Source organism: Janthinobacterium amylolyticum, from assembly GCF_051380655.1.
Taxonomy (GTDB): Bacteria; Pseudomonadota; Gammaproteobacteria; order Burkholderiales; family Burkholderiaceae_D; genus Janthinobacterium.
In genome coordinates, this window is sequence record NZ_JBNYXL010000001.1 from 193759 (window position 1) to 217314 (window position 23556).

The window sequence follows — 23556 nt, forward strand, 5'->3', positions numbered from 1 at the left end:
TAAATTTACATCAAATTTGGTCGTGTTTCCTGATGCTGGTATTTGCTGCTTACGTCAGCGTCGTTTCCGGCAGGCTGATGCGGTTGCGGCCCAGGTGCTTGGCACGGTACAGGGCGCAGTCGGCCGTGTGGATCAACTGCCCCAGTTCCGTGCCGGCCCCGGGCAAGGCCGTGGCGGCGCCGATGCTGACGGTGACGCAGGCAGCGTCGGCGCGCTTGCGCGGCAGTTGCAGCCGCTCCACGCGCTGGCGGATGCGCTCGGCAACGATGGCCGCGCCTTTCAGCGATTCGTTGGGCAGGATGACGGCGAACTCTTCGCCGCCGTAGCGGGCCACCAGGTCATTCGTGCGCATTTCGCTGGCCACGGCGCCGGCCACCTTGCGCAGGCACAGGTCGCCGCCTTGGTGGCCGTGGTTGTCGTTGTACTCCTTGAAATTGTCGACGTCGACCATCAGCAGCGACAGGGGCTGGCGCTGGCGCTGCGCGCGCTGCCACTCGGCAAGGATGGTGTCGTCGAAGCAGCGCCGGTTCGCCAGGCCAGTCAGGCCGTCGCGCGTGGCCAGCCGTTCCAGTTCCACGTGCGCGCGCTTTTCATCGGTCATGTCGCGCAAGGTTTCCACGACCGCGATCAGCTCGCCATTGTTGTCGCAGATGGGGCTGGCATCGACGGCCAGGTAGCGGCGCCGGCCCGTGCGCGGCATGTCGCACCAGTTCTCGGCGCACAGATTGCTGCCCGTGCTGCTGCGGTATTGCTGCTGTGCATACAGTGCGCGCAAGTCGCCGCCGCGCCCGGCCAGCAGCAGGTCGGCCAGGGTGGGGCGCGGCTGGGCGTAGAAGCAGCGGCCAGGCTGCTGCGTGCCCAGCACTTCGGCGGCCGGCACGCCCGTCAGCTGCTCGCAGGCGCGGTTCCAGATCATCACCTTGCCCTGCACGTCGAGCACGAAAGTCGGCACGACCAGCAATTCCATCATCTTGACGGCGAATCCCTGGGCTTCGCCAACTGCTGCGCTGCTGGCTGCTGCGTGACTGTCCGGCATGTAGGCATCCTTGTGTAGGGGCGTGGAAAGGGTAGAGCGCCATGATGCAGGGCGGCTGGAGGAGGGTGTTGATATAGAGCAATATTTTCAGGATTGTGCCGGTGTTTCGCCATGGCTGGCGGGCAGCGGCAGGCAGATGCGCAGGGTGGTGCCGGCGCCGGTGCGGCTGTCGATGTGCAGGCTGCCGCCGGCGGCTGCCACGCGCTCATGCATGCCGGACAGGCCGCAGCCCAGGCGCGGAGGCGAGCCGCTCAGGCCGATGCCATCGTCGCTGATGCGGCATTCCAGGGTGGCGCCGCTTTGCCGCAGGTGCAGCTGCACCTGCGTGGCGTGCGCATGGCGGGCGATGTTCGCCAGCGCTTCCTGCAGCACGTGGTACAGCAGGGGGCCATGCGCGCCACCGGCTGCGGCATCGAGGCGGTAGTCGCAGCCGCAGGCCGTGCCCGTGGTGCGGCTGAAGTCGGCCAGCAAGCCGTCGCAGGCCGACTGCAGGCCGTTGTCAAGGGCTGGCGGGCGCAAGTCGTGGATGACGCAGCGCAGCGCCGCGATGCTCAGGTCGACATTGTGCGCGATCAGGGCCAGTTTCTGCGTCAGCAGCGGCGCCGCGTCGCGCGTGCTCGTCTGCAGCATGGACAGGTCGATCTTCAGGGTCAGCAGGTGCTGGCCCAAGTCGTCGTGGATGTCGCGTCCGATGCGCAGGCGTTCCTGCGCGCGCGCTTTCTGCTGAGCGCCATCCAGGCGTGCGCATTCTGCCTGCGCGTGCAGCCGCTCCTGCGCCTGCTGGTGCAGGGCCAGGCGGTGCGCGCGCCACAGCAGCAGCAAGGCCAGGGCGCCCAGCAGCACGGCGCAGGCCGCCACCAGGTCGCAGGGCGTGCCAGACACTCCCGGTGGTTCGGCGGCATGTCCCGCATGCAGGGAAAGGGCGGCGCCAGCGCCGAGGCAGCCCAGAATGCCCAGGCGCAGCGGCAGCCGTATGTTGCGTAGCATCATCCACTTACTCCCAGATGTTTTCCAACAGGCAATGTCATTACTGAAAATATATTACCTTGAAGGTATTTATATTGTCTAAACGCAAAATCTATGCGGATAGCGCGTGGCGCGCGTGCCACTGTCGTTTTCTGGCGCGGCGGGCGATGGGGCGTGAGGGCGGCAGCCGCGGCATTTGCACGGAAAGTGTCGCGGCGGCATATAATAGAGGGTTGTCAATCGGCTTTGCGGCCACGGCCTGGTGTTTTGCGCCGTGCGCGTCCGTGTCCATGCGCCCGCCATGCGCGATGGCGCCAGCCAGCTCTTAGGAAATACTGTGACTTATAGCATCAAAGAGATTTTTTACACCCTGCAGGGCGAAGGTGCGCACGCGGGCCGTCCGGCCGTGTTTTGCCGCTTTTCCGGCTGCAATCTGTGGACGGGCCGCGAAAGCGACCGCGCCACTGCCGTGTGCCAGTTCTGCGACACGGATTTCGTCGGCACCGATGGCGAACTGGGCGGCAAGTTCAAGACGCCGGCCGAACTGGCCGCGCTGATCGACAGCCTGTGGCCTGCCAGCTATCCCGCCAGCAAATACGTGGTGTTTACGGGCGGCGAACCGCTGCTGCAACTCGATGCCGCGCTGATCGACGCCATGCACGCGGTGGGCTTTACCATCGCCATCGAAACCAACGGCACCTTGCCCGTGCCGCCAGGCGTGGACTGGATCTGCGTCAGTCCGAAGATGGGTTCCACCCTGGTGGTGCACAAGGGTAACGAAATCAAGGTGGTGATTCCCCAGTTCCAGCAAGACCTGGCCGCTTATGAACAGCTCGATTTCGAGAACTTCTTCGTGCAGGCGATGGATGGTCCATTGGCCGCGCACAACATGAAGCTGGCCATCGAGACTTGCAAAAGCAACCCGAAGTGGAAGCTGAGCCTGCAAACCCATAAACTCCTGCAAATACCTTAATAACACTTATGCTGACTATCACACGCAAGCTCGAATTCGACGCGGGCCACCGCATTCCCGACCACAAAAGCCAGTGCCGCAACCTGCACGGCCACCGCTACACGGTGGAAATCACCCTGGTCGGCAAGGTCATCGAAGCGGAAGGCAATTCCGACAATGGCATGATTATGGATTTTTCCGACGTGAAAACCCTGGCCAAGCAGCACCTGGTCGATGTATGGGACCACGCCTTCCTCGTGTATGAAAAGGATACGGCCGTGCGCGATTTCCTGGCCAGCCTGCCCGACCATAAAACCGTCGTCATCGACCGCATCCCGACGGTGGAAAACCTGGCGCGCATCGCCTTCGAGATCCTCAAGGCGGCGTTTACCGACCATTTCGGCACCGGCCTGCACCTGCATAAACTGGTGCTGCATGAAACGCCGAATTGCTGGGCAGAAGTGACCGATGACTGAAATGCCTGACAGCGCCGCGCCTGCCGCGCCTGCCGCTGCTGTCGCGAGCGCGGCCGATGCGGCCTTCATGCGGCTGGCCCTGGAACAGGCCCAGCATGCGTGGGATCTGGGCGAAGTGCCTGTCGGCGCCGTTGTCGTCAAGGATGGCGTCGTCATTGCCGTGGGCTACAACCAGCCCATCGGCCGCCATGACCCCACGGCGCACGCGGAAGTCATGGCCTTGCGCGCGGCCGCCGACAAGCTGGGCAACTACCGGCTGCCCGGCTGCGAACTGTATGTGACCCTGGAACCGTGCGTGATGTGCTCGGGCGCCATGCTGCATGCGCGCCTGGCGCGCGTCGTGTATGGCGCGGGCGATCCGAAGACGGGCGCCTGCGGTTCCGTGCTGAACCTGTTCGAGCAGCCCGCCTTGAACCACCAGACGGCCATCGAAGGCGGCGTGCTGGCCGACGAGTGCGGCGCTTTCCTGCGGCGCTTCTTTGCCGAGCGCCGCCGTGCGCAGGCGGAAGCGCGCAAGCTGGCTCAGCCGCCGGCCTGAAGCATGGCAGGAGGGCCAGGAGGGCCCGCCGGGCAGGGTGGCGCGCAGCGCGCGCCCATTTCCTCTGCGTCGCGGCCGCCTTGCCGTGCTCCTTTGCCAGCCGCCAGGCTGGCATTTTTCATAATTGTTGCGAAATAACATTTGTCTAGACCACTTTGCCATTCTCAAATGAGAATGATTCGTGTTACAGTATTGTTTTCGCCAGCAAACTTCCCTTGCGTATCGTCATCGATCCGGGTTCAAGAGCCAGCCTTCACTCTTCCACCGGACCATCATGACTACAGTGCCTCTGCAGCGCTCCGCTGCACCCGTCGTATCCCCAGCCCACCTGCCTGTCCGCCGCCATAACCTGGTGCTGCGTGCCGCCTTGCTGGGCCTGTTCGCCGCGCCGTTGCTGCCGGTGCAAGCGCAAACGGCCGCCGTCAATGCGGGCACGGCCGCCCAGGAACCGGCCAAGCTGCCCGTCTTCCCGGAAATCGTCGTCAACGCCAAGCAGGATTACGAGCGCCGCGCCGGTACCCGGACGGTGATCCGCAGCGACGACCTGGAGCGCCGTGGCGTGACGGACATGGCCGGCATCGTGCGCCATCAGCCGCTGATCAGCACACCGATGGCGGCCTCGGGCGGCGGCAGCGTGTGGGATGGTTCGGGCAATACCGGCTACAACATCCGTGGCCTGGAAGGCAACCGGGTCAGCCTGGACGTGGATGGCATATCCCTGCCGGACGCCGCACCGAAGCCGGACGGCACGACCCTGAACGCCTTCGGCACGGGCCGTGACTATTTTGATCCTGAAACCTTCCGCGAAGTGCGCATCGAGTCGGGCACCACCTCCGTCAGCGGCAGCAGCCCTGGCCTGGGCGGCGGCGTGGCCTTCATCACCAAGTCGCCCGAGGATTACCTGGGCGAAGGGCAAGACCATTACGTGGCGTATAAATACGGCCGCGCCACGGCCGACCGCAGCAATGCGCATACCCTGACGGGTGCCGCGAAGATCGGCGCCAAGCTGCAGGGCCTGGCCGTGTACGTGCACCGCGATGGCGAACAGCTCGACAGCCGCGGCACGGCGACCATCAACCCCGACGACTGGCATTCGAACGCCTTGCTGTCGAAGCTGGTGTGGGCCTTGCCTGGCGAACAGAAACTGGACTTGACGGTCGACATGTTCGAGCGCAAGAACAAGCGCGATCTGCGCAACAAGGTCAGCACGTATTACCCGACCGGGGTGCAGCAGGACTCCACCACCAAGCGCACGCGCGTCAGCCTGGGCCACGATGTGGCACTCAAGGATTTCGCCCTGTTCGACCGCCTGACGTCGAAAGTGTACCTGCAGAATGCGAAAATCGATGACAAGACGCAAGGCCGCTACACCTTCGGCAGCCCGTCCCAGCGTTCGATCGACACCAGCTTCAAGAATGACAGCATCGGCCTGACCTCGGAAGCGCTCAAGCAGCTCAACGCCGACAACGCGCTGCTGTACGGCGTGCAGCTGGAAGAAACCAAGTCGCGCCGCCCGTGGGTGGAGGACCGCACGATCATCGCCACGGGCGTGCACCAGATCACGCGCAAGAACCGCATGGCCGACATGGATACAACCAGGTTGGCCCTGTATGTACGCGACGACTACAGCTTCGACCTGGGCGGCAAGAAGGCCGTGCTGACGCCGGGCCTGCGCGCCGACTACCGCAAGCTGGCGCCGAAAAACCTGCAGAACTATGTGATCGCCGTGCCCAACGCGGCCAAGGAAGTGCGCAAGGAAAGCGATACCTATTTCACGCCAAGCCTGAGCCTGTCCGTGGAAGTCTTGCCGCAAATGAATGCCTACGCCACGGTGACGCGCGGCACGCGCTTGCCGACGGCGGCCGAGCGCACCGGCACCTACGATTCCTTCAGCTACACGGGAGCGGGCACCGGTTATGCCGTGCTGGGCAATGCAAATTTGCGCAAGGAAACCAGCCAGGCTTATGAACTGGGCTTGAAAGGCGACATCGTCAAGGGCCTGAGCATGCACGCGTCCGTGTACCAGACGGAATACAAGAACATGATCGAGTATGTGGCGCAGGAAGATGATCCCGTCAATTTCCCTACCATCGTGCAGGGTCTGTTCCGTCCTGAAAACATCGGCGATGCGCGTACCTGGGGTGGCGAGCTGAGCTTGCATGCGGAGCTGGGCGCCTGGGCGCCGGCCATGCAGGGCTACCGCGTCGACCTGGCCACGGGCGTGGCCAAGGGCCGCTCCTTCAATACCCGGACGGGCCAGAGCGGCGGCCTGGCCTCGGTGGCGCCGGCCAAGACGGCGCTGACTTTCGGCTACGACCACAGCAACAAGCTGTTCGGCCTGGAACTGACGGCCTTGCATGCCGGCGAAAAACAGGCGCCGAACGACTTGCTGATGGGCACCACCGCGCCCCGCTTCAAGGTGCCGTCGTACACCATCTTTGACTTGTCGACCTACTGGAATGTGCACAAGAACGCGAAGCTCATCGTCGGCGTGTACAACCTGACGGACCGCAAGTACTGGGATTACGCCGCCTCGCGCAGCCTGGCCGCCGGCACCACGGCCGCCAGCCGTGCCGAGATCGAGCGCTACGCCAGGCCGGGCCGCAACGTCGCCGCCAGCCTCAGCATCAGCTATTGATTGTTACCGGGGAGGGGCGGCTGCCCCTCTTTTTTTCCATGTTTGATTGAATGGTCTATCTATGAAGTTATCCAAACTCGTTCTATCCCTGCTAGGCAGCCTGCTGATTGCAAACGCATATGCGGCCCCAGCCACTTTGGCGGAACGCTGGTCCACCCTGCGCACGGAACAGCCGAAACTGCAGATCCGCGACGCGGCGCGCGCGCTGGGTGTGTCGGAGGCAAAATTGCTGGCAACCAATATCGGCAACGGCGTCACGCGCCTGCAAGCGGACGGCAACCAGCCGCGCGAAATCATGCGCGCCGCGCTGGACCTGGGCGTGGTGCAAGCCATCACGCGCAATGAAAACGGCGTCATTGAAACGACGGGCACGGCCAGCAAGTTCAAGCAGGCGGGCGACAAGTCGGAGCAGGCCGATGCCAAGCAGGATCCGGAACAGGAAGCGCGCCAGCGCAATATCGCCGGTGGCTACCTGGGCGGCGCCATCGACTTGCGCTTCCACTTTGAAAACTGGAAATACGCATTTGCCGTGGTCCAGCCTGGCCGTGACGGCAAGCCGACGCGCAGCCTGCAATTCTTTGACGCCAACGGCACGGCCGTGCACAAGATCTACCTGCGCAACGAACCGGGCGTGGCCGTTTACGACAAGCTGGTAGGCGCCTTCCGCATGCCGCAGCAAAGCGCGGAATTGAACGTGCTGGCCGTGGCGCCGAAAGCGGCCGAGAAGCCGGACGCGGAGATCGACGTCAAGGAATTCCAGCTGGCATGGAAAGACATGACGGACGTGCACCAGTTTGCGCAAATCATGCGTGAATTCCACCTGTCGCGCGAACAGGCCCTGCGCCTGGCGCCAGCCGGCGTGGTCGAGCGCGTGACGCCGGAAGCGCTGCGCACCCTGCTGGAAAACGCGGCGAAGGACAAGGTCGCCATCATGGTGTTCCTGGGCAACGAAGGCTTGACGCAGATCTACAGCGGCAAGATCGAGAAAACCATGGCTGCCGGCGGCTTCTTCAACGTGCTGGACCCGGACTTCAACCTGCACATCCGCGACACGGCACTGCGCAGCGGCTGGGTCGTCAAGCGCGGCGGCGTCACTTCGGTCGAGTTCTTCGACAAGGATGGCACGCAAGTGGTCTCCTTCTTCGGCGTGCGCGAGCGCGGCAAGCCGCAGCCGCAAGCGTGGGTGGATCTGGCCGACAGTCTGCCAAAGGCAAAATAAGGTTTTTTTGCAAGTTGATGAGTATCAGCACGTGACAGAACCGTGGCGAGCGGCAGCGAATTGTGGCTGAGAAGCGCAAGCGTACTTCAGGTACGCTGAGCATCGCTGAGCGCAAGTGGCGACGCGCAGCAGGGTCTGTCATGTGCAAGCAGAGCAACACTTCAGCATGGGTGCCGCGTGCCGGTCTCATGTCTGAAGCACAATAGTGGTATGCTGATTCCAAGGCCGCAGCGATCGTGCCTGCGTGCTGGTTCCTGGAAGAGAGGCAATCATGGCAACCATCATGGCGAACGGCCTCAACATAGCCTATGAAAGCCACGGCGATCCCGATGACCCGTGCGTACTGCTGGTGATGGGGCTGGGCATGCAGCTGATCGCCTGGCCATCCGACTTCGTCGAAGGCATCGTCGAGCAGGGTTTTCGGGTTGTGCGTTTTGACAACCGCGACAGCGGCCTGTCGAGCAAGATGGCGCTGGCGGGCAAACCGTATTTGCCGCTGGCCTACGTGAAAAACCTGCTGGGCTGGCCCCTGAAAACCTCCTATACCCTCGATGACATGGCGCAAGACGCGCTGGGCTTGCTGGCTGCCCTGCACATTACGCAGGCGCACGTCATTGGCGTGTCGATGGGCGGCATGATCGCGCAAGTGATGGCGGCGCGCGCGCCGCAGCAGGTGCTCAGCCTGACGTCCATCATGTCGAGCAGCGGCCGGCGCGGCTTGCCCGGCCCCACGCGCGCGGCGCGCAACGCTTTGTTGCAAAGACCGAAACGCAAGGCCAGCCGCGCCGAACTGATGGCGCACATGGCCGCCACCGTGCGCGTCATCGGCAGTCCCGCCTATCCTGTCTCGGAACGGCTGCTGTACCAGCGCATCGAGGCGGCGCTGGAGCGGGGCAGTTGCCCGGAAGGCGTGGCGCGGCAAATGGTCGCCATCGCCGCCTCGGGCGAACGCACGGCCTTGCTGCCCAGCATCAGCTGTCCGGCGCTGGTGATCCATGGCGCGGCCGATCCCCTGATACCCGTTGCCTGCGGCATCGATACGGCAGCGCTGATCCCGGGCGCGCGGCTGGAAGTGATCGAGGGCATGGGGCACGACATGCCGCCCCAGCTGATCGAGCGCCTGCTCGCCTTGATCGATGTGCATCTGCAAGGTAAGATGGCGCCCCAGATGCGCTCCCAGCCGGCTTGAAAGCAACTCGGGCGCGCCCACAACTTTTGAAGGCACGGGCATGTTGAATACACCTGAGATTGGCATCGCCATCGTGGCGCCAGGCGGTTATGCGCCCGACGAGGCAGCTTTGCAGCGCGGCATCGCCCGCCTGCAGGCGCAAGGCGCCACCGTGCATAATTACTATGATCCCGCGCACAAATTCCAGCGTTTTGGCGGCACGGACGCAGGCCGCCTGGCGCAGCTGAACGCGGCGGCCGCGGACCCGGACGTGCAAGTGGTGCTTGCCTTGCGCGGCAGCTATGGCATCAGCCGCATCCTGCCCGAGATCGACTTTGCTGCCATGGCGGACAGCGGCAAACTGTTTGTCGGCTACAGCGACTTCACGGCTTTCCACATGGGCCTGATGGCGAAAACGGGCCGCGCCAGCTTTGCCGGTCCCATGGTCTGCGACGATTTCATCCGCGACGAACCCGAGCAGTTCACCCTCGACCAGCTGTGGTCGTGCCTGGCCGGTCCCACGCACACGGTGACGGGTGTGGCGGCGGGCAACCCGCAAGTCGAGCTAAGCGGACAATTATGGGGCGGCAACCTGGCCATGCTGGTGCATCTGCTCGGTACGCCATATTTCCCCCAGATCGATGGCGGCATTTTATTCCTGGAAGACGTCAACGAACACCCGTACCGGGTCGAGCGCATGCTGCTGCAGCTGCTGCACGCGGGAGTGCTCCAGCGCCAGCAGGCGGTGGTGCTCGGCGACTTTTCTGCCTACAAATTGAGTCCCATGGATAATGGCTACGATTTCGACGCCATGCTGGCCTATGTACGCCAGCGCTTGCCCGTGCCGGTGCTGACGGGGCTGGAGTTTGGCCACATCCGCCGCCGGGTCACTCTGCCGTTCGGCGGCCAGGCGCGGCTGCGCTCGGATGCCAATGGCTTCAGCTTGCAGGTGGGCGACTATCCCAGCCTGGCGCGGCCCTGAACGCTCTGAACGCCGCCGCCACCACGCCCGGCAGGCTGCTGCAGCTCGACGTGCTGCGCGGCATCGCCGTGTTTGGCATCCTGCTGGTGAATATCTGGGGCTTTGCCTGGGGCACCATCTCCTTGCGCTACGGCACCTTGCCGGCGCAGCCGCCCGTGCCCGACCAGCTGGGGATCTTCCTCGTGGCGGCACTGGCGCAGTTCAAGTTCTATCCCATCTTCGCCTATCTGTTTGGCGCCGGTTTCGCCCTGCAGACGCGTTCCCTGAAGCGCCAGCTGGGCAGCTGGGAGCAGGCGCAAACGGCGTATCGCCGCCGCTTGCGCTGGCTGCTGGTGTTCGGCCTGCTGCACGGTTTCCTTGTCTGGAGCGGCGACGTGCTGACCTCGTATGCGGTCGCCGGCATGCTGATCCTGCCGCTGGCGGCAGCCAGGCTGAGCCGGGTGCGCAACCGCGCCTGGCTGGTGGCGGGCGGCTTTTTGCTGTTCATGTGCCTGCTCATTCCCGCTGGCCGGCAAGACGGCGCGCCGGACACGGCGCAAGAGCTGCAAAACTTTGCCGCCCGTTTTGCCATCTACACGCAAGGTAATGCGTGGGCCGTCGCCAAGCTGCGCGCCAACGATTTCCTCGTCTCGCTGCTGTACGCCACCGTCATGCTGCCGCATATTATCGTGCTGTTTTTGCTGGGCATCCTGTCCGTGCGCTTTGGCTGGCTCACGCGGCCGCAGCGCCACCGGCGCCTGTGGCGCTGGATCTGTGGCGTGGGGCTGGGTACGGGGCTGCCGTTCAACTTGCTGGCGGCGTGGGCCGTCACGGCGCAAGTTGTCGATCCGTATCAGCAGGTATTCGATGCGGCGCTGTTCGAGGCCCTGCTGTTCGCCGGCGGCCCCGTGCTGGCGGCCGGCTATGTGGCGGCGCTGATGCTGGCCGGCCCCGTTGTGCTGCGCTGGCTGGCTGCCTGGCTGGCACCCGTGGGGCGCATGGCGCTGAGCAATTATCTGCTGCAATCGCTGCTCGGCACCTGGCTGCTGCAGGGCTCGGGCCTGGGCTGGGGCGCGGCTATACGGCCAGCCGAGATGCTGGGCCTGGCCGTGCTGGTCATGGCGGGGCAGGTGCTGCTGAGCCGCTACTGGCTGCGCTACTTTCGGCAAGGGCCCATGGAAGCGCTGTGGCGCCGGCTGGCGCGGCTGGGCTGACCCTGTCGTGCATGTGTTGCTCCGTCATGGGCCAACGCGTAGTCGCTTCTTGTTGCGCAGCTTATCTGGCCTGGGCCTGTCATGGATTGACTAAAATGCATGCTGGTGATAGTTTCCTTGTCTTCATGATTATTCGAATAATTAGAAAATGAGAAAAATTCAGTCATGGCCAGGCAATATGGCCGTACTCGCGCTCTTCTCGGTGCTGGTAGCCGGATGCGGAAGTATGTCGAATCGCGCCGATGCCAAACTTGCCGAGCCGGCCAAAATGAAACAAGACGAGGGCTATGTCGTCATCTCGACAGGCACGAATTATGTTGATCAATTCGGGGTTGGCGTGTTTTTGACGATCGCGCCTGCGCAGGCACAATACAGGCAAGACGAATTGGCGCTTTTGGCGGTGAGTTCGCAGGTTTTGAAAAGCGATTTTTCTGACCATTTTGGCTTGCTGCATGCCGTGAAATTAAAAGCGGGCGCATATCAATACTATCAAGCCAATCTGGATGTCCGGCGCTACGCGATCAGCGTGCCAAATGTACAATTTCGAGTCGTCGCCGGACAGGTGACCTATCTTGGCGAGTTTTTCTACACAATGAGCTTGAAAACAAGGGATAGAAGCGATATGCGTGACAAGGAGCAGCGCGACATGACCTTATTGCAGCAAAAAAATCCTACCTTGGCTGCATTGCCACGTATTAAGAATATTGCCCAGTATTCAGGTTATGTCCTGAAGGACGAGGCGCCTGTCGTGTACACACTACCTGCCGAGTAAGCAAGGGCATGTCGAAGGCAGGTGCAGGCGAGCGTGCCCGGGGTTAATCTGCGCCCCAGTCGAACGCAGCTTGCGCCGCAGGCGGTGAGGCTGCCCTGGGTTTGGCGGAGGGCACCAGCGGGTTGTCGACGGCATGCCATTCGAACAGTTCCGCGTCGAGCAGGCAGGTGCGCGCCAGGTGCAGCGCCTGCTCCGGCGTCAATGCGGGGTCGAGCCAGCGCCAGGCATCCTCGCGGCTGACGGTCACGGGGCGCCGGTCGTGGATGTCGACCATGCCGCCCAGGCTGTCGGCCGTCACCAGCACGAAACCCGCTTCTTCACGGTTCAGCTTGTAGGGGCCGAAATGCGCGAGCGCAAGCAAAAACAGGGGCGCGCGGTCGTGGCGGTGGATATGCCACGGCTGCTTCGCGCCTTTTTCACCCGTCCACTCATACCAGCCATCGACGCAGACGATGCCGCGCCCCGCGCGCAGCAGCGGCTTCCAGTAGGCACCGGCAAGTTTTTCCAGGCGGGCATTGATAGCGATGGGAATTTTTTTCTTGCCGGCGGCGGGCGTGGCCGCGGCAGCCCAGGCGGGGCGGTAGCCCCAGAAGACGTCGTCGACGCGACGCACGCCATCGGCCATATGCAGCACTGGCCGGTACGTGCCGGGAGCCACGTTCAGGTGCGGCTCGGCCTCGCTGTCGAACACCGCGTCGGTCCAGCCGAAGGACGACGCCAGCACGCGCGCCGTGTCATTTTGATCGAATCGTCCACACATGGCGAAATCATACCCGAAGGTCGCGGCGCACGCGGTGCGGCAGCCACGTTTGCTGAGTGTGGTCAAACGTACAGACTGCTTGCGCGCGCCGGCGCACACTGGCCACAGTCAGATAGCAGTCAGATCCCTGGCGCTCTTTGCATCGGAGGAAATATGTCTTTTGAGAATCCCACCATCCACAAAGGTTTTACCATCAGCGCCACGGCCAGCCAGCGCCGCGACGGCCGCTGGGTTGGCTCGTTCATCAGCCTGAACCAGGCCTGCGGCGCGTATGCCGATACCTGCGATTACGATGACTGCAGCAACGAAAAAGAGGCGCAGCAAGTGGCCTTGTCGATGGGCTGGCGCCTGGCCGATGGCGTACAGATGCGCTGAGGCTATTGCAGGCGCTTCATGCCTTGCGCCGCAGCGCCACCAGCAGCCCGATCAGGGGAAAGAGCAGGACAGCCCCCAGGCGCACGGCCGGCAGCGAGGCGATCTCCACGCCCAGCACATACGGCAGCATCAGCAGCAAAAGGGGCGCGGGCACGGCAACGGCAAAGAAAAACAGGTACCACGAATAGCCATTGCGCTTGGCTAGCGAGGCGATCAGCGCGCAGGCGAGCAGGAAGACCAGCGGTAAATTCACAAATTCCATCGTTCCGGGTTTTTATCGGGGAAAGCGCGTGATTATACGCGCCGTGCCGAAGGGCTGGGCTTGCTTTCCAGGCCGGCATGGACGCTGGGTTGCTGAGCCTTAATTGCCCACCAAATCCGGTGGCTGTGGCGCCTGCTTGCCAGCGACGGGCAGTTCCGCCGGCAACAGGGCCTGGATGGCGCCGTTGTAGATGATTTCCTGGGCATAGGCGGATGCCTCGATCAGCGCCGCATGCACGGATTTGAAGCTGCTGGCCGTTTCGATCAGCACGGGCTTGGCATACACCTGTTGCGTATCGCCGCGCCTGCTAATCAAAATCATGCCCCGGTAGCGCCCATCTTTCTCCAGCGCTCCCGTCACATGATATTCATAGCCCCTGATCTGATGCTTTTGTTGCTGATCCATATTCATCCCCTCCAGCACCAATTGTCGCGGTACGGGATCAACTGCACGGTTGAAACAGAAGAGTGTTTGATCTGGATCAATACCCCAATTTTTACCCAAGATCCAACTAGCGTCACAACGCCTGGCAAAATCAAGGCGAGCGGCGGTGATTTGTGGCTAAGAAGCGCAACCGTACGTCAGTACGGTGAGCATCGCAGGCCGCAAAGCGCCCCGCGCAGCCGATTTGGCCAGGCGTCCTCATACGGCGAGCATCGCCGGCGGCAAAGCGCCCCACGCAGTAGCTTGCGGCAAGCAACCTCATCCAGCGCGAATGGCGCGGATCTGCTGGGCTGTTTCTTCGATCTCCCGATACGCCTCCTGGATATAGCCATCGATCGGATGCCCATCCATCCATTCGAAATAGGCGCGCTCGTCATGTTTAATGGCAAAAGGGACGTGGTGGTCGCGTATCGATTCGGCCGTGTCGCGTACCAGCGAGGCAAAGAGCAGCTCCAGAGTTTCCATGATGGTCACCTAGCGAGGCATGAGTGCGGAGCATTTAATGTAGCACAAAGCGGGCGCTCGTCCACTCGCACGCCTGTAGTGTGCGCGCCTGGCCTCAGGCGTCGCGCGCGTAGCGACGGCGTTCGTAGCGGATGATGTCGAGCGCGCATTCGGGATACGCCTGCTCGAACAGGTAATGGTCTTTTTCGTACACGCAAAAGACAGCCGTGCGGCGTTCTTCCTGAGTGAAATAGTTGCCGTCGACACACAATACCGTCATTTCGGGGCCGCCGCATTTGACGCGCACGATATCGCCCTCGTTAAATTGCATCGTCATCGCTTCCCTTCCTCCATGCAAGGCCAGGCAATGGCGCTGGCTGAGAGCCATCATACTCCTGTGCAAGCAGCTTGCGCACGCATTTAGGGGGTGATTGCACCGCGCCTGCCATGCATCAGCCCGGATGGCCGATATGCTCGTACAGGATCACGCAACCTATGACGATCAGCACCAGGCCACCCACCAGTTCGGCACGGCGGCCGGCCACCGTGCCCAGCACGCGGCCCAGCATCACGCCCAGCGTGACCATGACGAAGGTGGAAAAGCCGATGGCGGCGGCCGTCACGACAATGTTCGCGCCCAGCAAGGCAAGGCCCGCGCCCACCACCATGGCGTCGATGCTGGTGGCCAGGCCTGTTGCGGCCAGCACCCAGAATGAATGCGACTGCGCCGGCGCTTCCTCGTCGCCGGCATCGGAGAGCGCATTGCGTATCATCAACAGGCCGATAATGCCCAGCAGGCTGAAGGCGATCCAGTGGTCCCACGCTTCCACATAGGGGGCGGCCACGCTGCCCAGGGCCCAGCCGATGACGGGCGTGATGGCTTCGATGACGCCGAAGATCAGCCCCGTGCGCAGCGCTTCGCGCCATTGTGGTTTGTGCAGGGCGGCGCCCTTGCCCACGGCGGCCGCGAAGGCATCGGTGGACATGGCAAGCGAGAGGGCGGCGGTGGCGGCGAAATTCATCGTTGGCTTTCAGTGGAAGCTGGCTGGGATGTGCATGTCAAACTACAAACCCGGCGATTTTACCCCACTGCCAGCACGACCAAGGAAGCGGCCAGGCAATAAGCGCCAAAGAAATGCCAGCGCCCTTGCTCGAGCCAGCGCGACAGCCAGCGCAGGGCCAGCAAGCCGGCCAGGAAAGATAACAGCATGCCCAGCAGGCTGGGGGCGAGCAGGTGCGCCAGGCTGTTGCCATGTTCCAGGTGATCCAGGCTGCCATTGGCGACAGCCTGGTAAAAGCGCCAGCCTTCCTTGACCAGCACGGCTGGCGTCAACACCACGGCCAGGGCAAAGCTGAATTCCTCGGCGCGGCGTTGCGGCACGCCCATGGCGATGCCGGCCGAAATGGTGGCGCCCGAGCGGGAAAAACCGCGGAACGGCAGGCACAGGCCCTGCACGGCGCCAATCACCATCGCCTTGCCGACTGACAAAGTGCCGTGCTGGCGCGCTTGCTGGCGCGACGAGACAATGATCAGTACGCCGGCGGCCGCCAGCGCGCCCGCCATCAGTTTTGCGTTGCCAAACAGATGTTCGATTTCAAAGCCGGGCGCGGTCTTGCGCATGAAGTGGGTAATGCCCTTGAGCAAGCCGAAGCCGACGATGCCCGTGAGGGCCGTGGCGGCCACCAGCAACCAGGCATTGCTGCGGAAGGCTGGGGCCGAACTGAAATAGGTGGCGCGCCAGGATTTCCAGAAGTACACGATGACGGCGAACATGGTGCCGGTATGCAGCATCACCAGCAGCATGGTCAGCTCCGGCGACGTGGGATCGAGCCCCATGAGTTTTTCCGCCATGATGACGTGGGCGGAACTGGAGACGGGCAGCAGCTCGGCGAAGCCCTGAACGATGGAAACGATGAAAAGTTGCAAAAAGCTCATGGAGGTAGACTCAGGTGGGCGAAAAAAGCTGCCGGGAAAGGGCAGCCGATTTTACCCGCCTCGCCGGGTGGACAAGCCCGGCGCACGATTACAGTTTGTCCATGTTTTACTGGGCAGCCGGCGCTTGCGGCTTGAACACGGCGCGGAAGGCCTTCAAGGCTGCCGGATGGTAAATCGTGCCATGCGTTTCTTCCGGCATCTTTTCCACGTGCCATTGCAAGCCGGGCGGCGATTGTTTCTCCAGCACCTCGGATAGGCGCTGCACTTCGCTGGCGATGCCCGCTTCAGCGCTGGTAGCCAGATAAAGGCTGTGCTTGCCTGGCGCACCCTTGGCCAGCAGCGCTGCCGCCTGGCGCGGCAGGGCGCCATGGTTCCACCACAGGCTGGGGTCGAATGCCAGGTAGTGGTCGAACAGTTGCGGCTCCAGCAGATACGTTTCCACCACGAACAGGCCGGCCAATGATTCACCGACGATGGCCGTCTCGCCCGTGGTGCGGTAGCGGCGCTTGATTTCCGGCATCAGCTCGTCGCGGATAAAAGCGCGGTAAGCCGGTGCGCCGCTGACCACGGGGGCGATCTTGCGGTCGTCCGCGTTGTCAGTCGGGCCCGTCAAATCGCGGCGGCGTTGCGTGTTTTGCATGCCGACCAGCATGAAGGGGCGCATGGTGCCGTTGGCAACGGACACTTGCAGCAAGCCGGCGACATGGAGAAAGTCTTCTGCCACGCCGCCGTCCGGCATGTACAGCACGGGTAGCGGCGCGTCGGGCGGCGTATCCCAGGCGCGCGCCATGTACACATTGATGTGGCGTTTTTCCTTCAGCGCCTGCGAATCGATGCTGAAGCTCTCGCCGATGGTCAGCGGCGTGGCCGGACTGGCGGCAACGGCGGCTGCGGCGTGGGCCAGGTGGAGGGTGCCGCCGGAGGCGAGCAGCAGGGCGGTGCTGAGGTGCAGGGTCAAACGTGAAAGGCGCATGGTTTCCTGGAATAAGTAATAGAGAACGATGGCATGTACGCGTATAGACATGCCATCGGGCAATTCTATCTTATTCCCCTCTCTATCTTGTCTTTGCTGCAGCCTTGTTTGATCGTTATCGTTTGATCGTTATCACTTGATCGTCAATAGCTTTCGTTCGCGCACGATGCCATCCCTGTCGAGGGCATACGCGACCAGCAGGGCGCCGTCGTCCGCGCAAGCGTGGCAGGTTTTCAGGGCCGTGGAAAACAGCACGCTCAGGCCGCCATCGGCCGTGGCCGTGCTGCCCATGAAATCGGCCAGCGCAAATGGTACGGCATCCGGGTGGGCGGCGGCAAAGGCGCGCCAGGCCGGCGTGGCGCGGTCTTCCTCGCTCACGGACCCTACGTCGACGTCGAAGGCCGCGCCATCGCTGCCGATCAGCAGGGTGCCTTCATTCATGTTGGCGCGGAAAGGATAGGTGACGGTGGCCAGGGCGGCCTTGCCCAGCGGCCGCCAGGCCGAAATGAAGCCGGGATTGTTGGCTTTCACCAGCATCCTGGCGGCGGCGATGGCTTGCGGGCGGGCGCCGCTGCGCCGCATGGTGCGCAGCAGGCAGACGTCGGGCGCGGTCGTCGATGTTTCGCTGCGGCAGGCCGACAGCGAGCGTTCCTGCCACACGGCACGCGCATCGACGGGGCCTAACTCCTGGGCATGGGTCGCCGGCATGGAGGCCAGACTGGCCAGCGCCAGCACCGAGCAGCTGGCAAGGTGGCGGGTAAATCGGGTGGGCATGAGAACCTTTCAGTTGCGGAAACGATCCGTCGATTATAGAAGGCGGGTGGCGTGCTTGCGCGCACGGCTGGAAGGCGGCTGGACGCCTTGCGGCCGGCCTGCGCCTTGATTAGCGCTGCCTGGCTGCGGCCTGGCGCAGCGCCCTGGCTTCCTGCTTGTTCAGGATGTGCGGGCGCGTCGCCAGCTCCGCCTTGACGGCGGCGATGGCGGCGCCGAACTGCTGCCCGGCCTGCGCCGGGCTGGCGCCCGCATAATCGCACTCGTTCGATTGTGCGGCGCGCAGCCGGCGCAGCAGCGCCAGCAATTGCTTGCCGTGCAGGCTGGCCAGGTCTTGCTCCAGCACCTGCTTGACCAGTGCGCCGTCCACGTGGTCGGGGCCGAGCAGGCGCAGCAAGGCCATGCCTGCGGGCTGGGCGACGGGCGTCAGCTTGGGTTTATCCATCGGCGTTTGTCATTGCGTGCGCGGTTACAGGTAGTCCCAGATTTCATCGAACGTTTCGCGCGCAAAATCATTGCGCCACGCTTCCGTATTTTTCTCGCGGCTGACGGCAAACACGGCGCGCCAGGTCTGCTTCGGCGAGGACGTGTACGCCGCGGCGATCTTTTGCAAGCCGGCGACGCATTGCTCGACCTTGCAGCCGCTCTTCGCCAGTTGCTGTGAAGCAGGTGCCCAGGCGACAGCGACCTTGACGAGATGGCATTCGAAACTGACGGCGGCTGTCTGTATGCCATTGTCCACCGTCACCGGATCGGCCTTGGTGGCTTGGCAGACGGCGCCATTCTTGGCGGCGATGACATTCGCGGCCAGCGACTCGGCGGCCGGCGTGAGTGCCGCGTGCATGCTGGCGGGGAAGAGGTCAACGATCAGCTTGCCGGTTTGCTTCGGGAATTGCGCGGTGGTTTCTTGCAGGCCGCTCAACGATGCATATTCGGCCGGCTGCTGGCCCGCCAGGCGGGTGGGGCGCAGATAGGCGTTGAGCCTGGCGACGCTGGCTTCATCCTGGTTGACGATAGTCTTGATGTACAGATTGGCCACGTCGATGGGCGCCAGCTCGGCGGCGGGGGCCGCCATGGCAGGCTGGATCAGCGCGGCGGCGAACGTCGTTGCCAGCGTAGCGGCCAGCAGTCTGGCAGCGGGGTGTTTCATTTGTTGCATGTTTTCTCCACGATTCAATGTCAGGCGCAAAAGATGCATAATGGCAACTCTTGCGCTGCGCATTATAGATGGTGAAAGTCATAACGTTGCACACTTCAGGCATGGCCGTTGCCGTCCTTCTTGTGCGCCGCGGCAAGCAGGGCCAGCAGCAGTTCCTGGCGCCGTCCATCCGCCTTGCGCGCCAGCGCCGCCAGTTTTTCCAGCTTGCCCCAGATGGCATACAGCACATGTTCGACCAGATAGTCTTCCAGCGGCTGCAGCTGCTGGTACAGGCAGGCCAAATGGCCCACGTCTTCGAAGTCCGCCTGAACCTTGAGCTTCACATCGTCCGTGCAGGCGCGCAGGCAGGCCACCAGCACGGGAATGCTCTGCGGCGTGATGCCGTGACGCGCCACGAAGGCTGCCGTGAACTGGTCCTGCACGGATTGATGCTCCTCGTCCACCTGTGCCATGTAGTCTTGTACCAGGGGGAAGTGGCGGGCGTCCAGCAAGCCCAGGCCAAACGCGGCGTAGCTGCCGGGCATGCAATTTTTCTCGCCTTCCGTGTCGGCATAGAATTCATATTGCGCGATGGCCGCGCGCGCATACGTTTCCAGCGCCATATGCAGGGCGGGGAAGGCAAGGGCGTTGGCAAAGAAGCGGTGCGTATCGGACTTCGCCAGGCCCTTGACCGGCAAGTAGTCCTTGACCTTCGACTTGAGCTTGATCTGGTAGCTGGGCGGAAAACCGTTGCGCAGCAAGTGGGTGATGAAGGCCAGCGCCTGCGCATAGGCCTCGGCCTCTTCGCTGGCGATGTGGATGGTCATGGTGGCGAACACGTCATTGGCACGGCATTCCAGCAGGGTATTTTTGAGGTGCACTTCTGCATTGCCGAAGGTGCCGCTGCCTTCCTGCAGCATGCGCACGGCCCGCTCGCTGCCCAGTTCACGGGCGATTTCCAGGAATTTCAGGCCCTTCGATTTGGCATAGCTGGCATCATGGCGCAAGATCATCACCGCGCCATACAGCAGCAGGTCGATCGGCTGCAGCGCGTCCGCGCCGGTCGCGGGTGGCGCGCCCGCCTTCAGGCTGTATTCCGTGGCGCGGTAGGCGGACAGGCTGCGGTCATAAAATTGGGGAAGGAAATCATCTTCCGCCCATTGCGTAATGGCACGGATGATGTTGTGGCGGTGCTCTGCCAGGGCGTCGGGGCTGGCCTTGCTCAATGCCTGGATGCGTTCGTACTGTGCGATGGTCCAGGCCGCGTCAGGCTTGGGAAACAGCAGCGGGTCGAGCAGGTGGCGCGCCAGGAAAAAAGTTTCCAGTGGCTTTGTCGGCTGCGTGCCGTGGGCCAGCTGTTGATCGACGTAGGCGTGGATGCGCGCCAGCAAGTCCTGGCGTTTTGGCTCGTTGACATAGTCGAGCAAGGTCATATGCAGCTTGCCTTGCGCCGTCTGGAACTTGCCGCGGCAAGTAAAGCGGTAGTCGATCATCCGCGTGTCCACCAGCGGGGCCAGCCGGGCCTGCACCACGGCCGTCAGCTGTGGCACGACTGCGTCGCGCATCTGCGCCTCGTCAAGGCGCTCCACCGTCTTGCGTGGCGCGGCGTCGTCGAAGTCCAGGCCCAGGTCGATATCGTCGGCTGTCGCGCGCCCTGGCTTATAGTCGAGCATGAAGTCGTTGAAGATGCCTACTTGCAAGGATGTGCGCTCGACCGCCTGTGCCAGGTCCGTGCGCTGTAGCCGTTCATCAAACCAGGCATGGATCGCCGCGCTCATTTCCGCCGTGACCTGCTCTTGCAGTGTGCTCATCGTCTGTTGCCTCTCCATTCATGTTGCGTTTGCGTCATTCTTGCGCGGCAGTATAAAACAAGCGGCTGCCCCTCGCCGCCTGCAGTGTGCGGGTGACGGCCGGGAAAGGTGATCTTTCGCATAATGTTGCATGCCTGGCCGCTTTGCGGGCGATGCGCCGCCGCTTTTGTATTTCCGCACAGATCGTCAAGTAAATGCAGGTATGGCTGGACGGAAATGTTACATCTCGGTATTCTGCGCATCTGATACTTATTTCTATACAGAAAAAAGTAAGAATACGCTCACGCTCCAGCGGCAGGAAGGCTGGCGTGGCCAGGCACCATCAGGCACCATCGGGCAGGCAAAGATGAAGTCGTCCGCCAGCTGAGCGCAACCGTCCGGTTGCGGCTCGCGGCGGGCAGGGAAGCTGTGCTGTCATCTTAAAAAAGTAAGAGAGGTTGTTCATGAATCCAGAAAAGGCAGTTGTGTACGGTACAGAAGATTTGTTGATGAGTTTGTGTAACTCGGTCGTGCGGGTGCTCAACGTGGCGACGCAAAGCAAGGTGAATTATTCGGGCATGGTGCAACGCATCACCAAGACCGGGCTGAAGCCGGACATTGGCTGCTTCGTGATGTTCGATGGCGGCTTCACGGGCCTGGTGGTCTTGAATTTCGCCGCCGACACGGCGATGGAAATCTACGAGCGCTACATGTTGCACATGGGTATGCCAAAGTCGGAACTGGCCAGCTTTTACACGTCGGACGAAGTGTCCAACATCATGGGCGAGCTGATGAACCAGATCGTGGGCGACTTCACGGGCAAGGTACGGCGTGAGCTGCAAACGAATATCACGCAGAACCAGCCGAAGATGCTGGTACTGAACAAGCAGGTGATGCTCAGCGTTGATACGCCACTGGACCGCCCGGAAATGCGCCGCGTAACGTTCTACACGGAAAAGAACAACATTTTCTACCTGGAACTGGCCATCGACCGCACGGAATTCATCAAACTGCACGATTTCGATTCCAAGGAATACGATACCGATGCGCTGATGGCCACCGAGCACGCCAGCCAGGCCAGCCAGGCAGCATCGCCGGCAGCGGCCGCGCCGGACGAGGACGACAACTCCGACCTGCTCAAGTCGCTGGGCATGTAAGTATTACCCGGCGTGGCGGCATGCTTGCCGCCACGCCATATCGACATCCGGCTGTGCCGGCCGCACAGGCCCGCGCAGCCGGTTTGCGTTGTACGCAGACTTCATTTGGATGCAGGCGCTGGTGCCGGCAGGGACGACAGCTTCAACAGACGCCGTTCTCCGGCCATGCCAGGGTGCTTGGCGTCATCGTGCCACCAGTAGGCAAGCATGTAGACCAGGTCGCCATCGGCGACGGTCAGCGTTTCCTGCTGGCGTCCGTTGGGCGCCTTGTAGTACAGGCGCCGCGCCGGCTTGCCATCGACGGTCTGGTCGAACGACTGCGGCGAAATGCTGGCGCGGTTACCGGACTTGCCCGCCATCGACATGGCCGAGATCGTCAGGTAGGCCCTGTCAGGGCAACGGGCCAGCAAGTGTCCACCGTTCAGCACGGTGGGCTGCTCGCGCGCCATGGGGAAGCCCATCGGTTGCACGCCGACAATATCCTGGCAGCCGATCTGCTGCGCCATGGCGCTCAGCGCGGCTGGCGCGATCGCGCTGGTGAAGCGCTGTTCCGTCGTCTGCGCCTGGCCCAGGGCCCAGCGGCGCTCCAGTTCCGCCAGCGAGATGTCGGTCGCTATCGGCAGCGCTGCGGGCGCATCCGGATTGGACGCTTTCGACGCTTCTTCCTGCATGCGTGCCTCGGCAGCGCGGATGCGCTCGACCTGCTTCGTTTCAAGCGGCGCGGCGTGGGTCAGGCCGGCGAGGCTGGCGGCGATGGCCAGTGTCAGAATGTGTTTAGTCAGCATGGGACCTCGGAAATGTTGAGCGGTATGGCACATGGATATCGAGACGACTCATAGGCATTCTGGCATCGAATGCCGGCTTTGCCTATGGGCGCACGGGAGGAAGTGCGTGCATGGCGAGGCGTGCCGGCAAGAATGGCGGGCGCGTCAAGGATGGCCGCGCCTGCCGTCCTATCGCCCGGCCACCGCCGGCGCAATCTCGATTGCGCTCAGCTTCCAGCCCCACAGGCCATGACGCTTCAAGAGCAGCGCGCCATGCTTCTCGCCATCTTTCGAGCGCACGGCGAAGGTGTCCCAGGCGGTATAGCCTGCAGAATAATCGGCTTTTTCCCGTGCATCGCCAGTGCTGGCGCCGGCGCCATCGTCCGCACCCGCTTGCGGGCTGATGGCGCTCTTGTTGACCAGCGCGACGACGCCGGCGGGCGACACCATGGCGTCGACCATCTTGCCCATCATGGCGCCGGCGATGGCCTGGCCCATGGCGGCGAAGGGGTTGTCGCTGCCGCCCGCAGCCTGGACGCTGCCGGCCATGGCCGTTTGCAGCTGGGTCTTGACGCTGTCGCGCAGGGCAGGGAAGTCCACGTGGCTGGCCAGGGCGTCGGCATTACGCTCGGCCACGGCGGTCTTAATCTGATGCAAGGCGTAGTACGGCGACGCATAGGCGGTAGCGACGATGGCAATGGCGGCCACGGTGGCGGCGAGGGTGATTTTTCTCAAGTGATACCTGTTGATTAGTAGGGAAAGACGATAGGGCAAAGGCGCAAGTCAATGACCGGACGCCGTC

General features: G+C 63.0%; 27 protein-coding genes. 11 read left to right on the forward strand and 16 right to left on the reverse strand.

The genetic code is table 11. The features are described 5' to 3' along the window. Positions 1-49: 49 nt before the first annotated feature. The gene (locus tag ACQ4WR_RS00905) at positions 50-1036 is read right to left on the reverse strand and encodes a sensor domain-containing diguanylate cyclase (protein ID WP_436484690.1); all 987 of its coding nucleotides are present in this window, start codon (positions 1034-1036) and stop codon (positions 50-52) included. 87 nt (positions 1037-1123) lie between these two features. After that, entirely contained in the window at positions 1124-2026 is a 903-nt protein-coding gene (locus ACQ4WR_RS00910; protein WP_436484692.1) for a sensor histidine kinase, read from the reverse strand. A 313-nt stretch (positions 2027-2339) separates the two neighbouring features. Between ACQ4WR_RS00910 and queE the strand changes: the two genes are divergently transcribed. From queE to ACQ4WR_RS00955, 9 genes are all read left to right on the forward strand, one after another. Beyond that, positions 2340-2975 (forward strand): 7-carboxy-7-deazaguanine synthase, encoded by a 636-nt coding sequence (queE, locus tag ACQ4WR_RS00915; protein WP_102296909.1) that lies wholly within the window; start codon positions 2340-2342, stop codon positions 2973-2975. 8 nt (positions 2976-2983) lie between these two features. After that, positions 2984-3430 (forward strand): 6-carboxytetrahydropterin synthase QueD, encoded by a 447-nt coding sequence (gene queD, locus ACQ4WR_RS00920; RefSeq protein ID WP_035819191.1) that lies wholly within the window; start codon positions 2984-2986, stop codon positions 3428-3430. 1 nt (position 3431) lies between these two features. Further along, positions 3432-3968 (forward strand): tRNA adenosine(34) deaminase TadA, encoded by a 537-nt coding sequence (tadA, locus tag ACQ4WR_RS00925; protein WP_436485368.1) that lies wholly within the window; start codon positions 3432-3434, stop codon positions 3966-3968. A 274-nt stretch (positions 3969-4242) separates the two neighbouring features. Further along, positions 4243-6606 (forward strand): TonB-dependent hemoglobin/transferrin/lactoferrin family receptor, encoded by a 2364-nt coding sequence (locus ACQ4WR_RS00930; protein ID WP_436484694.1) that lies wholly within the window; start codon positions 4243-4245, stop codon positions 6604-6606. 61 nt (positions 6607-6667) lie between these two features. Continuing rightward, entirely contained in the window at positions 6668-7825 is a 1158-nt protein-coding gene (locus ACQ4WR_RS00935; RefSeq protein WP_436484696.1) for a hemin-degrading factor, read from the forward strand. Between the two features lie 271 nt (positions 7826-8096). Continuing rightward, positions 8097-9014, forward strand: coding sequence for an alpha/beta fold hydrolase (locus ACQ4WR_RS00940; RefSeq protein WP_436484698.1), 918 nt, complete (start codon positions 8097-8099; stop codon positions 9012-9014). Positions 9015-9057: 43 nt separating this feature from the next. Continuing rightward, positions 9058-9975, forward strand: a complete 918-nt coding sequence (gene ldcA / locus ACQ4WR_RS00945) for a muramoyltetrapeptide carboxypeptidase (RefSeq protein ID WP_436485370.1) — start codon at positions 9058-9060, stop codon at positions 9973-9975. A gap of 50 nt (positions 9976-10025) precedes the next feature. Beyond that, complete coding sequence (locus ACQ4WR_RS00950; RefSeq protein ID WP_436484700.1) at positions 10026-11168, forward strand: DUF418 domain-containing protein; 1143 nt, start codon at positions 10026-10028, stop codon at positions 11166-11168. Positions 11169-11346: 178 nt separating this feature from the next. Continuing rightward, positions 11347-11940 (forward strand): hypothetical protein, encoded by a 594-nt coding sequence (locus ACQ4WR_RS00955; protein WP_436484702.1) that lies wholly within the window; start codon positions 11347-11349, stop codon positions 11938-11940. Between the two features lie 43 nt (positions 11941-11983). Here the strand turns inward: ACQ4WR_RS00955 and ACQ4WR_RS00960 are convergent, their stop codons facing one another. Continuing rightward, positions 11984-12700 (reverse strand): SOS response-associated peptidase, encoded by a 717-nt coding sequence (locus tag ACQ4WR_RS00960; RefSeq protein ID WP_436484704.1) that lies wholly within the window; start codon positions 12698-12700, stop codon positions 11984-11986. 153 nt (positions 12701-12853) lie between these two features. Here ACQ4WR_RS00960 and ACQ4WR_RS00965 point away from each other — a divergent pair, with 153 nt between their 5' ends. Next, entirely contained in the window at positions 12854-13075 is a 222-nt protein-coding gene (locus ACQ4WR_RS00965; protein ID WP_102296849.1) for a hypothetical protein, read from the forward strand. Between the two features lie 16 nt (positions 13076-13091). On the opposite strand, the gene ACQ4WR_RS00970 is transcribed toward ACQ4WR_RS00965, so the two are convergent. From ACQ4WR_RS00970 to ACQ4WR_RS01020, 11 genes are all read right to left on the reverse strand, one after another. Then, positions 13092-13328, reverse strand: coding sequence for a hypothetical protein (locus ACQ4WR_RS00970; RefSeq protein ID WP_146012456.1), 237 nt, complete (start codon positions 13326-13328; stop codon positions 13092-13094). Positions 13329-13436: 108 nt separating this feature from the next. Then, positions 13437-13841 carry a hypothetical protein gene (locus ACQ4WR_RS00975; protein WP_436484706.1) on the reverse strand — a complete coding sequence of 135 codons (405 nt, stop codon included), beginning with the start codon at positions 13839-13841 and terminating at the stop codon, positions 13437-13439. Between the two features lie 198 nt (positions 13842-14039). After that, the gene (locus ACQ4WR_RS00980; RefSeq protein ID WP_146012454.1) at positions 14040-14246 is read right to left on the reverse strand and encodes a hypothetical protein; all 207 of its coding nucleotides are present in this window, start codon (positions 14244-14246) and stop codon (positions 14040-14042) included. A 94-nt stretch (positions 14247-14340) separates the two neighbouring features. Beyond that, complete coding sequence (locus ACQ4WR_RS00985) at positions 14341-14562, reverse strand: DUF2158 domain-containing protein (protein WP_102296839.1); 222 nt, start codon at positions 14560-14562, stop codon at positions 14341-14343. A gap of 115 nt (positions 14563-14677) precedes the next feature. After that, entirely contained in the window at positions 14678-15247 is a 570-nt protein-coding gene (gene mntP, locus ACQ4WR_RS00990) for a manganese efflux pump MntP (protein ID WP_102296838.1), read from the reverse strand. 59 nt (positions 15248-15306) lie between these two features. Next, complete coding sequence (locus ACQ4WR_RS00995; RefSeq protein ID WP_436484709.1) at positions 15307-16161, reverse strand: undecaprenyl-diphosphate phosphatase; 855 nt, start codon at positions 16159-16161, stop codon at positions 15307-15309. Between the two features lie 106 nt (positions 16162-16267). Next, positions 16268-17134 (reverse strand): alpha/beta hydrolase, encoded by an 867-nt coding sequence (locus ACQ4WR_RS01000; RefSeq protein WP_436484711.1) that lies wholly within the window; start codon positions 17132-17134, stop codon positions 16268-16270. A 132-nt stretch (positions 17135-17266) separates the two neighbouring features. After that, the gene (locus ACQ4WR_RS01005) at positions 17267-17908 is read right to left on the reverse strand and encodes a hypothetical protein (RefSeq protein ID WP_436484713.1); all 642 of its coding nucleotides are present in this window, start codon (positions 17906-17908) and stop codon (positions 17267-17269) included. Between the two features lie 109 nt (positions 17909-18017). After that, a complete protein-coding gene (locus ACQ4WR_RS01010) occupies positions 18018-18350 on the reverse strand; it encodes a hypothetical protein (protein WP_436484715.1) in 333 nt (110 codons plus the stop codon). A gap of 24 nt (positions 18351-18374) precedes the next feature. Then, positions 18375-19064, reverse strand: coding sequence for a hypothetical protein (locus tag ACQ4WR_RS01015; RefSeq protein WP_436484717.1), 690 nt, complete (start codon positions 19062-19064; stop codon positions 18375-18377). A 95-nt stretch (positions 19065-19159) separates the two neighbouring features. Further along, positions 19160-20854 (reverse strand): DUF6138 family protein, encoded by a 1695-nt coding sequence (locus ACQ4WR_RS01020; protein ID WP_436484718.1) that lies wholly within the window; start codon positions 20852-20854, stop codon positions 19160-19162. Positions 20855-21297: 443 nt separating this feature from the next. Between ACQ4WR_RS01020 and ACQ4WR_RS01025 the strand changes: the two genes are divergently transcribed. Further along, on the forward strand, positions 21298-21990 hold the full coding sequence (locus tag ACQ4WR_RS01025; protein ID WP_436484720.1) for a DUF3334 family protein: 693 nt from the start codon (positions 21298-21300) through the stop codon (positions 21988-21990). 101 nt (positions 21991-22091) lie between these two features. Here ACQ4WR_RS01025 and ACQ4WR_RS01030 read toward each other — a convergent pair whose 3' ends face one another. Both ACQ4WR_RS01030 and ACQ4WR_RS01035 read right to left on the reverse strand, forming a co-directional pair. After that, a complete protein-coding gene (locus ACQ4WR_RS01030) occupies positions 22092-22775 on the reverse strand; it encodes a hypothetical protein (protein ID WP_436484722.1) in 684 nt (227 codons plus the stop codon). 168 nt (positions 22776-22943) lie between these two features. Continuing rightward, positions 22944-23489, reverse strand: coding sequence for a DUF2939 domain-containing protein (locus ACQ4WR_RS01035; protein ID WP_436484724.1), 546 nt, complete (start codon positions 23487-23489; stop codon positions 22944-22946). Positions 23490-23556: the final 67 nt, after the last annotated feature.

What these genes read in the sequence shown, in the direction of transcription:
- ACQ4WR_RS00905 (WP_436484690.1), bottom strand. Translation starts at nt 1,036, where the DNA reads ATGCCGGACAGTCACGCAGCAGCCAGCAGCGCAGCAGTTGGCGAAGCC.
- ACQ4WR_RS00910 (WP_436484692.1), bottom strand. Translation starts at nt 2,026, where the DNA reads ATGATGCTACGCAACATACGGCTGCCGCTGCGCCTGGGCATTCTGGGC.
- queD (WP_035819191.1), top strand. Translation starts at nt 2,984, where the DNA reads ATGCTGACTATCACACGCAAGCTCGAATTCGACGCGGGCCACCGCATT.
- tadA (WP_436485368.1), top strand. Translation starts at nt 3,432, where the DNA reads ATGCCTGACAGCGCCGCGCCTGCCGCGCCTGCCGCTGCTGTCGCGAGC.
- ACQ4WR_RS00930 (WP_436484694.1), top strand. Translation starts at nt 4,243, where the DNA reads ATGACTACAGTGCCTCTGCAGCGCTCCGCTGCACCCGTCGTATCCCCA.
- ACQ4WR_RS00935 (WP_436484696.1), top strand. Translation starts at nt 6,668, where the DNA reads ATGAAGTTATCCAAACTCGTTCTATCCCTGCTAGGCAGCCTGCTGATT.
- ACQ4WR_RS00940 (WP_436484698.1), top strand. Translation starts at nt 8,097, where the DNA reads ATGGCAACCATCATGGCGAACGGCCTCAACATAGCCTATGAAAGCCAC.
- ACQ4WR_RS00955 (WP_436484702.1), top strand. Translation starts at nt 11,347, where the DNA reads ATGGCCGTACTCGCGCTCTTCTCGGTGCTGGTAGCCGGATGCGGAAGT.
- ACQ4WR_RS00960 (WP_436484704.1), bottom strand. Translation starts at nt 12,700, where the DNA reads ATGTGTGGACGATTCGATCAAAATGACACGGCGCGCGTGCTGGCGTCG.
- ACQ4WR_RS00965 (WP_102296849.1), top strand. Translation starts at nt 12,854, where the DNA reads ATGTCTTTTGAGAATCCCACCATCCACAAAGGTTTTACCATCAGCGCC.
- ACQ4WR_RS00980 (WP_146012454.1), bottom strand. Translation starts at nt 14,246, where the DNA reads ATGGAAACTCTGGAGCTGCTCTTTGCCTCGCTGGTACGCGACACGGCC.
- ACQ4WR_RS00985 (WP_102296839.1), bottom strand. Translation starts at nt 14,562, where the DNA reads ATGACGATGCAATTTAACGAGGGCGATATCGTGCGCGTCAAATGCGGC.
- mntP (WP_102296838.1), bottom strand. Translation starts at nt 15,247, where the DNA reads ATGAATTTCGCCGCCACCGCCGCCCTCTCGCTTGCCATGTCCACCGAT.
- ACQ4WR_RS00995 (WP_436484709.1), bottom strand. Translation starts at nt 16,161, where the DNA reads ATGAGCTTTTTGCAACTTTTCATCGTTTCCATCGTTCAGGGCTTCGCC.
- ACQ4WR_RS01000 (WP_436484711.1), bottom strand. Translation starts at nt 17,134, where the DNA reads ATGCGCCTTTCACGTTTGACCCTGCACCTCAGCACCGCCCTGCTGCTC.
- ACQ4WR_RS01005 (WP_436484713.1), bottom strand. Translation starts at nt 17,908, where the DNA reads ATGCCCACCCGATTTACCCGCCACCTTGCCAGCTGCTCGGTGCTGGCG.
- ACQ4WR_RS01010 (WP_436484715.1), bottom strand. Translation starts at nt 18,350, where the DNA reads ATGGATAAACCCAAGCTGACGCCCGTCGCCCAGCCCGCAGGCATGGCC.
- ACQ4WR_RS01015 (WP_436484717.1), bottom strand. Translation starts at nt 19,064, where the DNA reads ATGCAACAAATGAAACACCCCGCTGCCAGACTGCTGGCCGCTACGCTG.
- ACQ4WR_RS01020 (WP_436484718.1), bottom strand. Translation starts at nt 20,854, where the DNA reads ATGAGCACACTGCAAGAGCAGGTCACGGCGGAAATGAGCGCGGCGATC.
- ACQ4WR_RS01025 (WP_436484720.1), top strand. Translation starts at nt 21,298, where the DNA reads ATGAATCCAGAAAAGGCAGTTGTGTACGGTACAGAAGATTTGTTGATG.
- ACQ4WR_RS01030 (WP_436484722.1), bottom strand. Translation starts at nt 22,775, where the DNA reads ATGCTGACTAAACACATTCTGACACTGGCCATCGCCGCCAGCCTCGCC.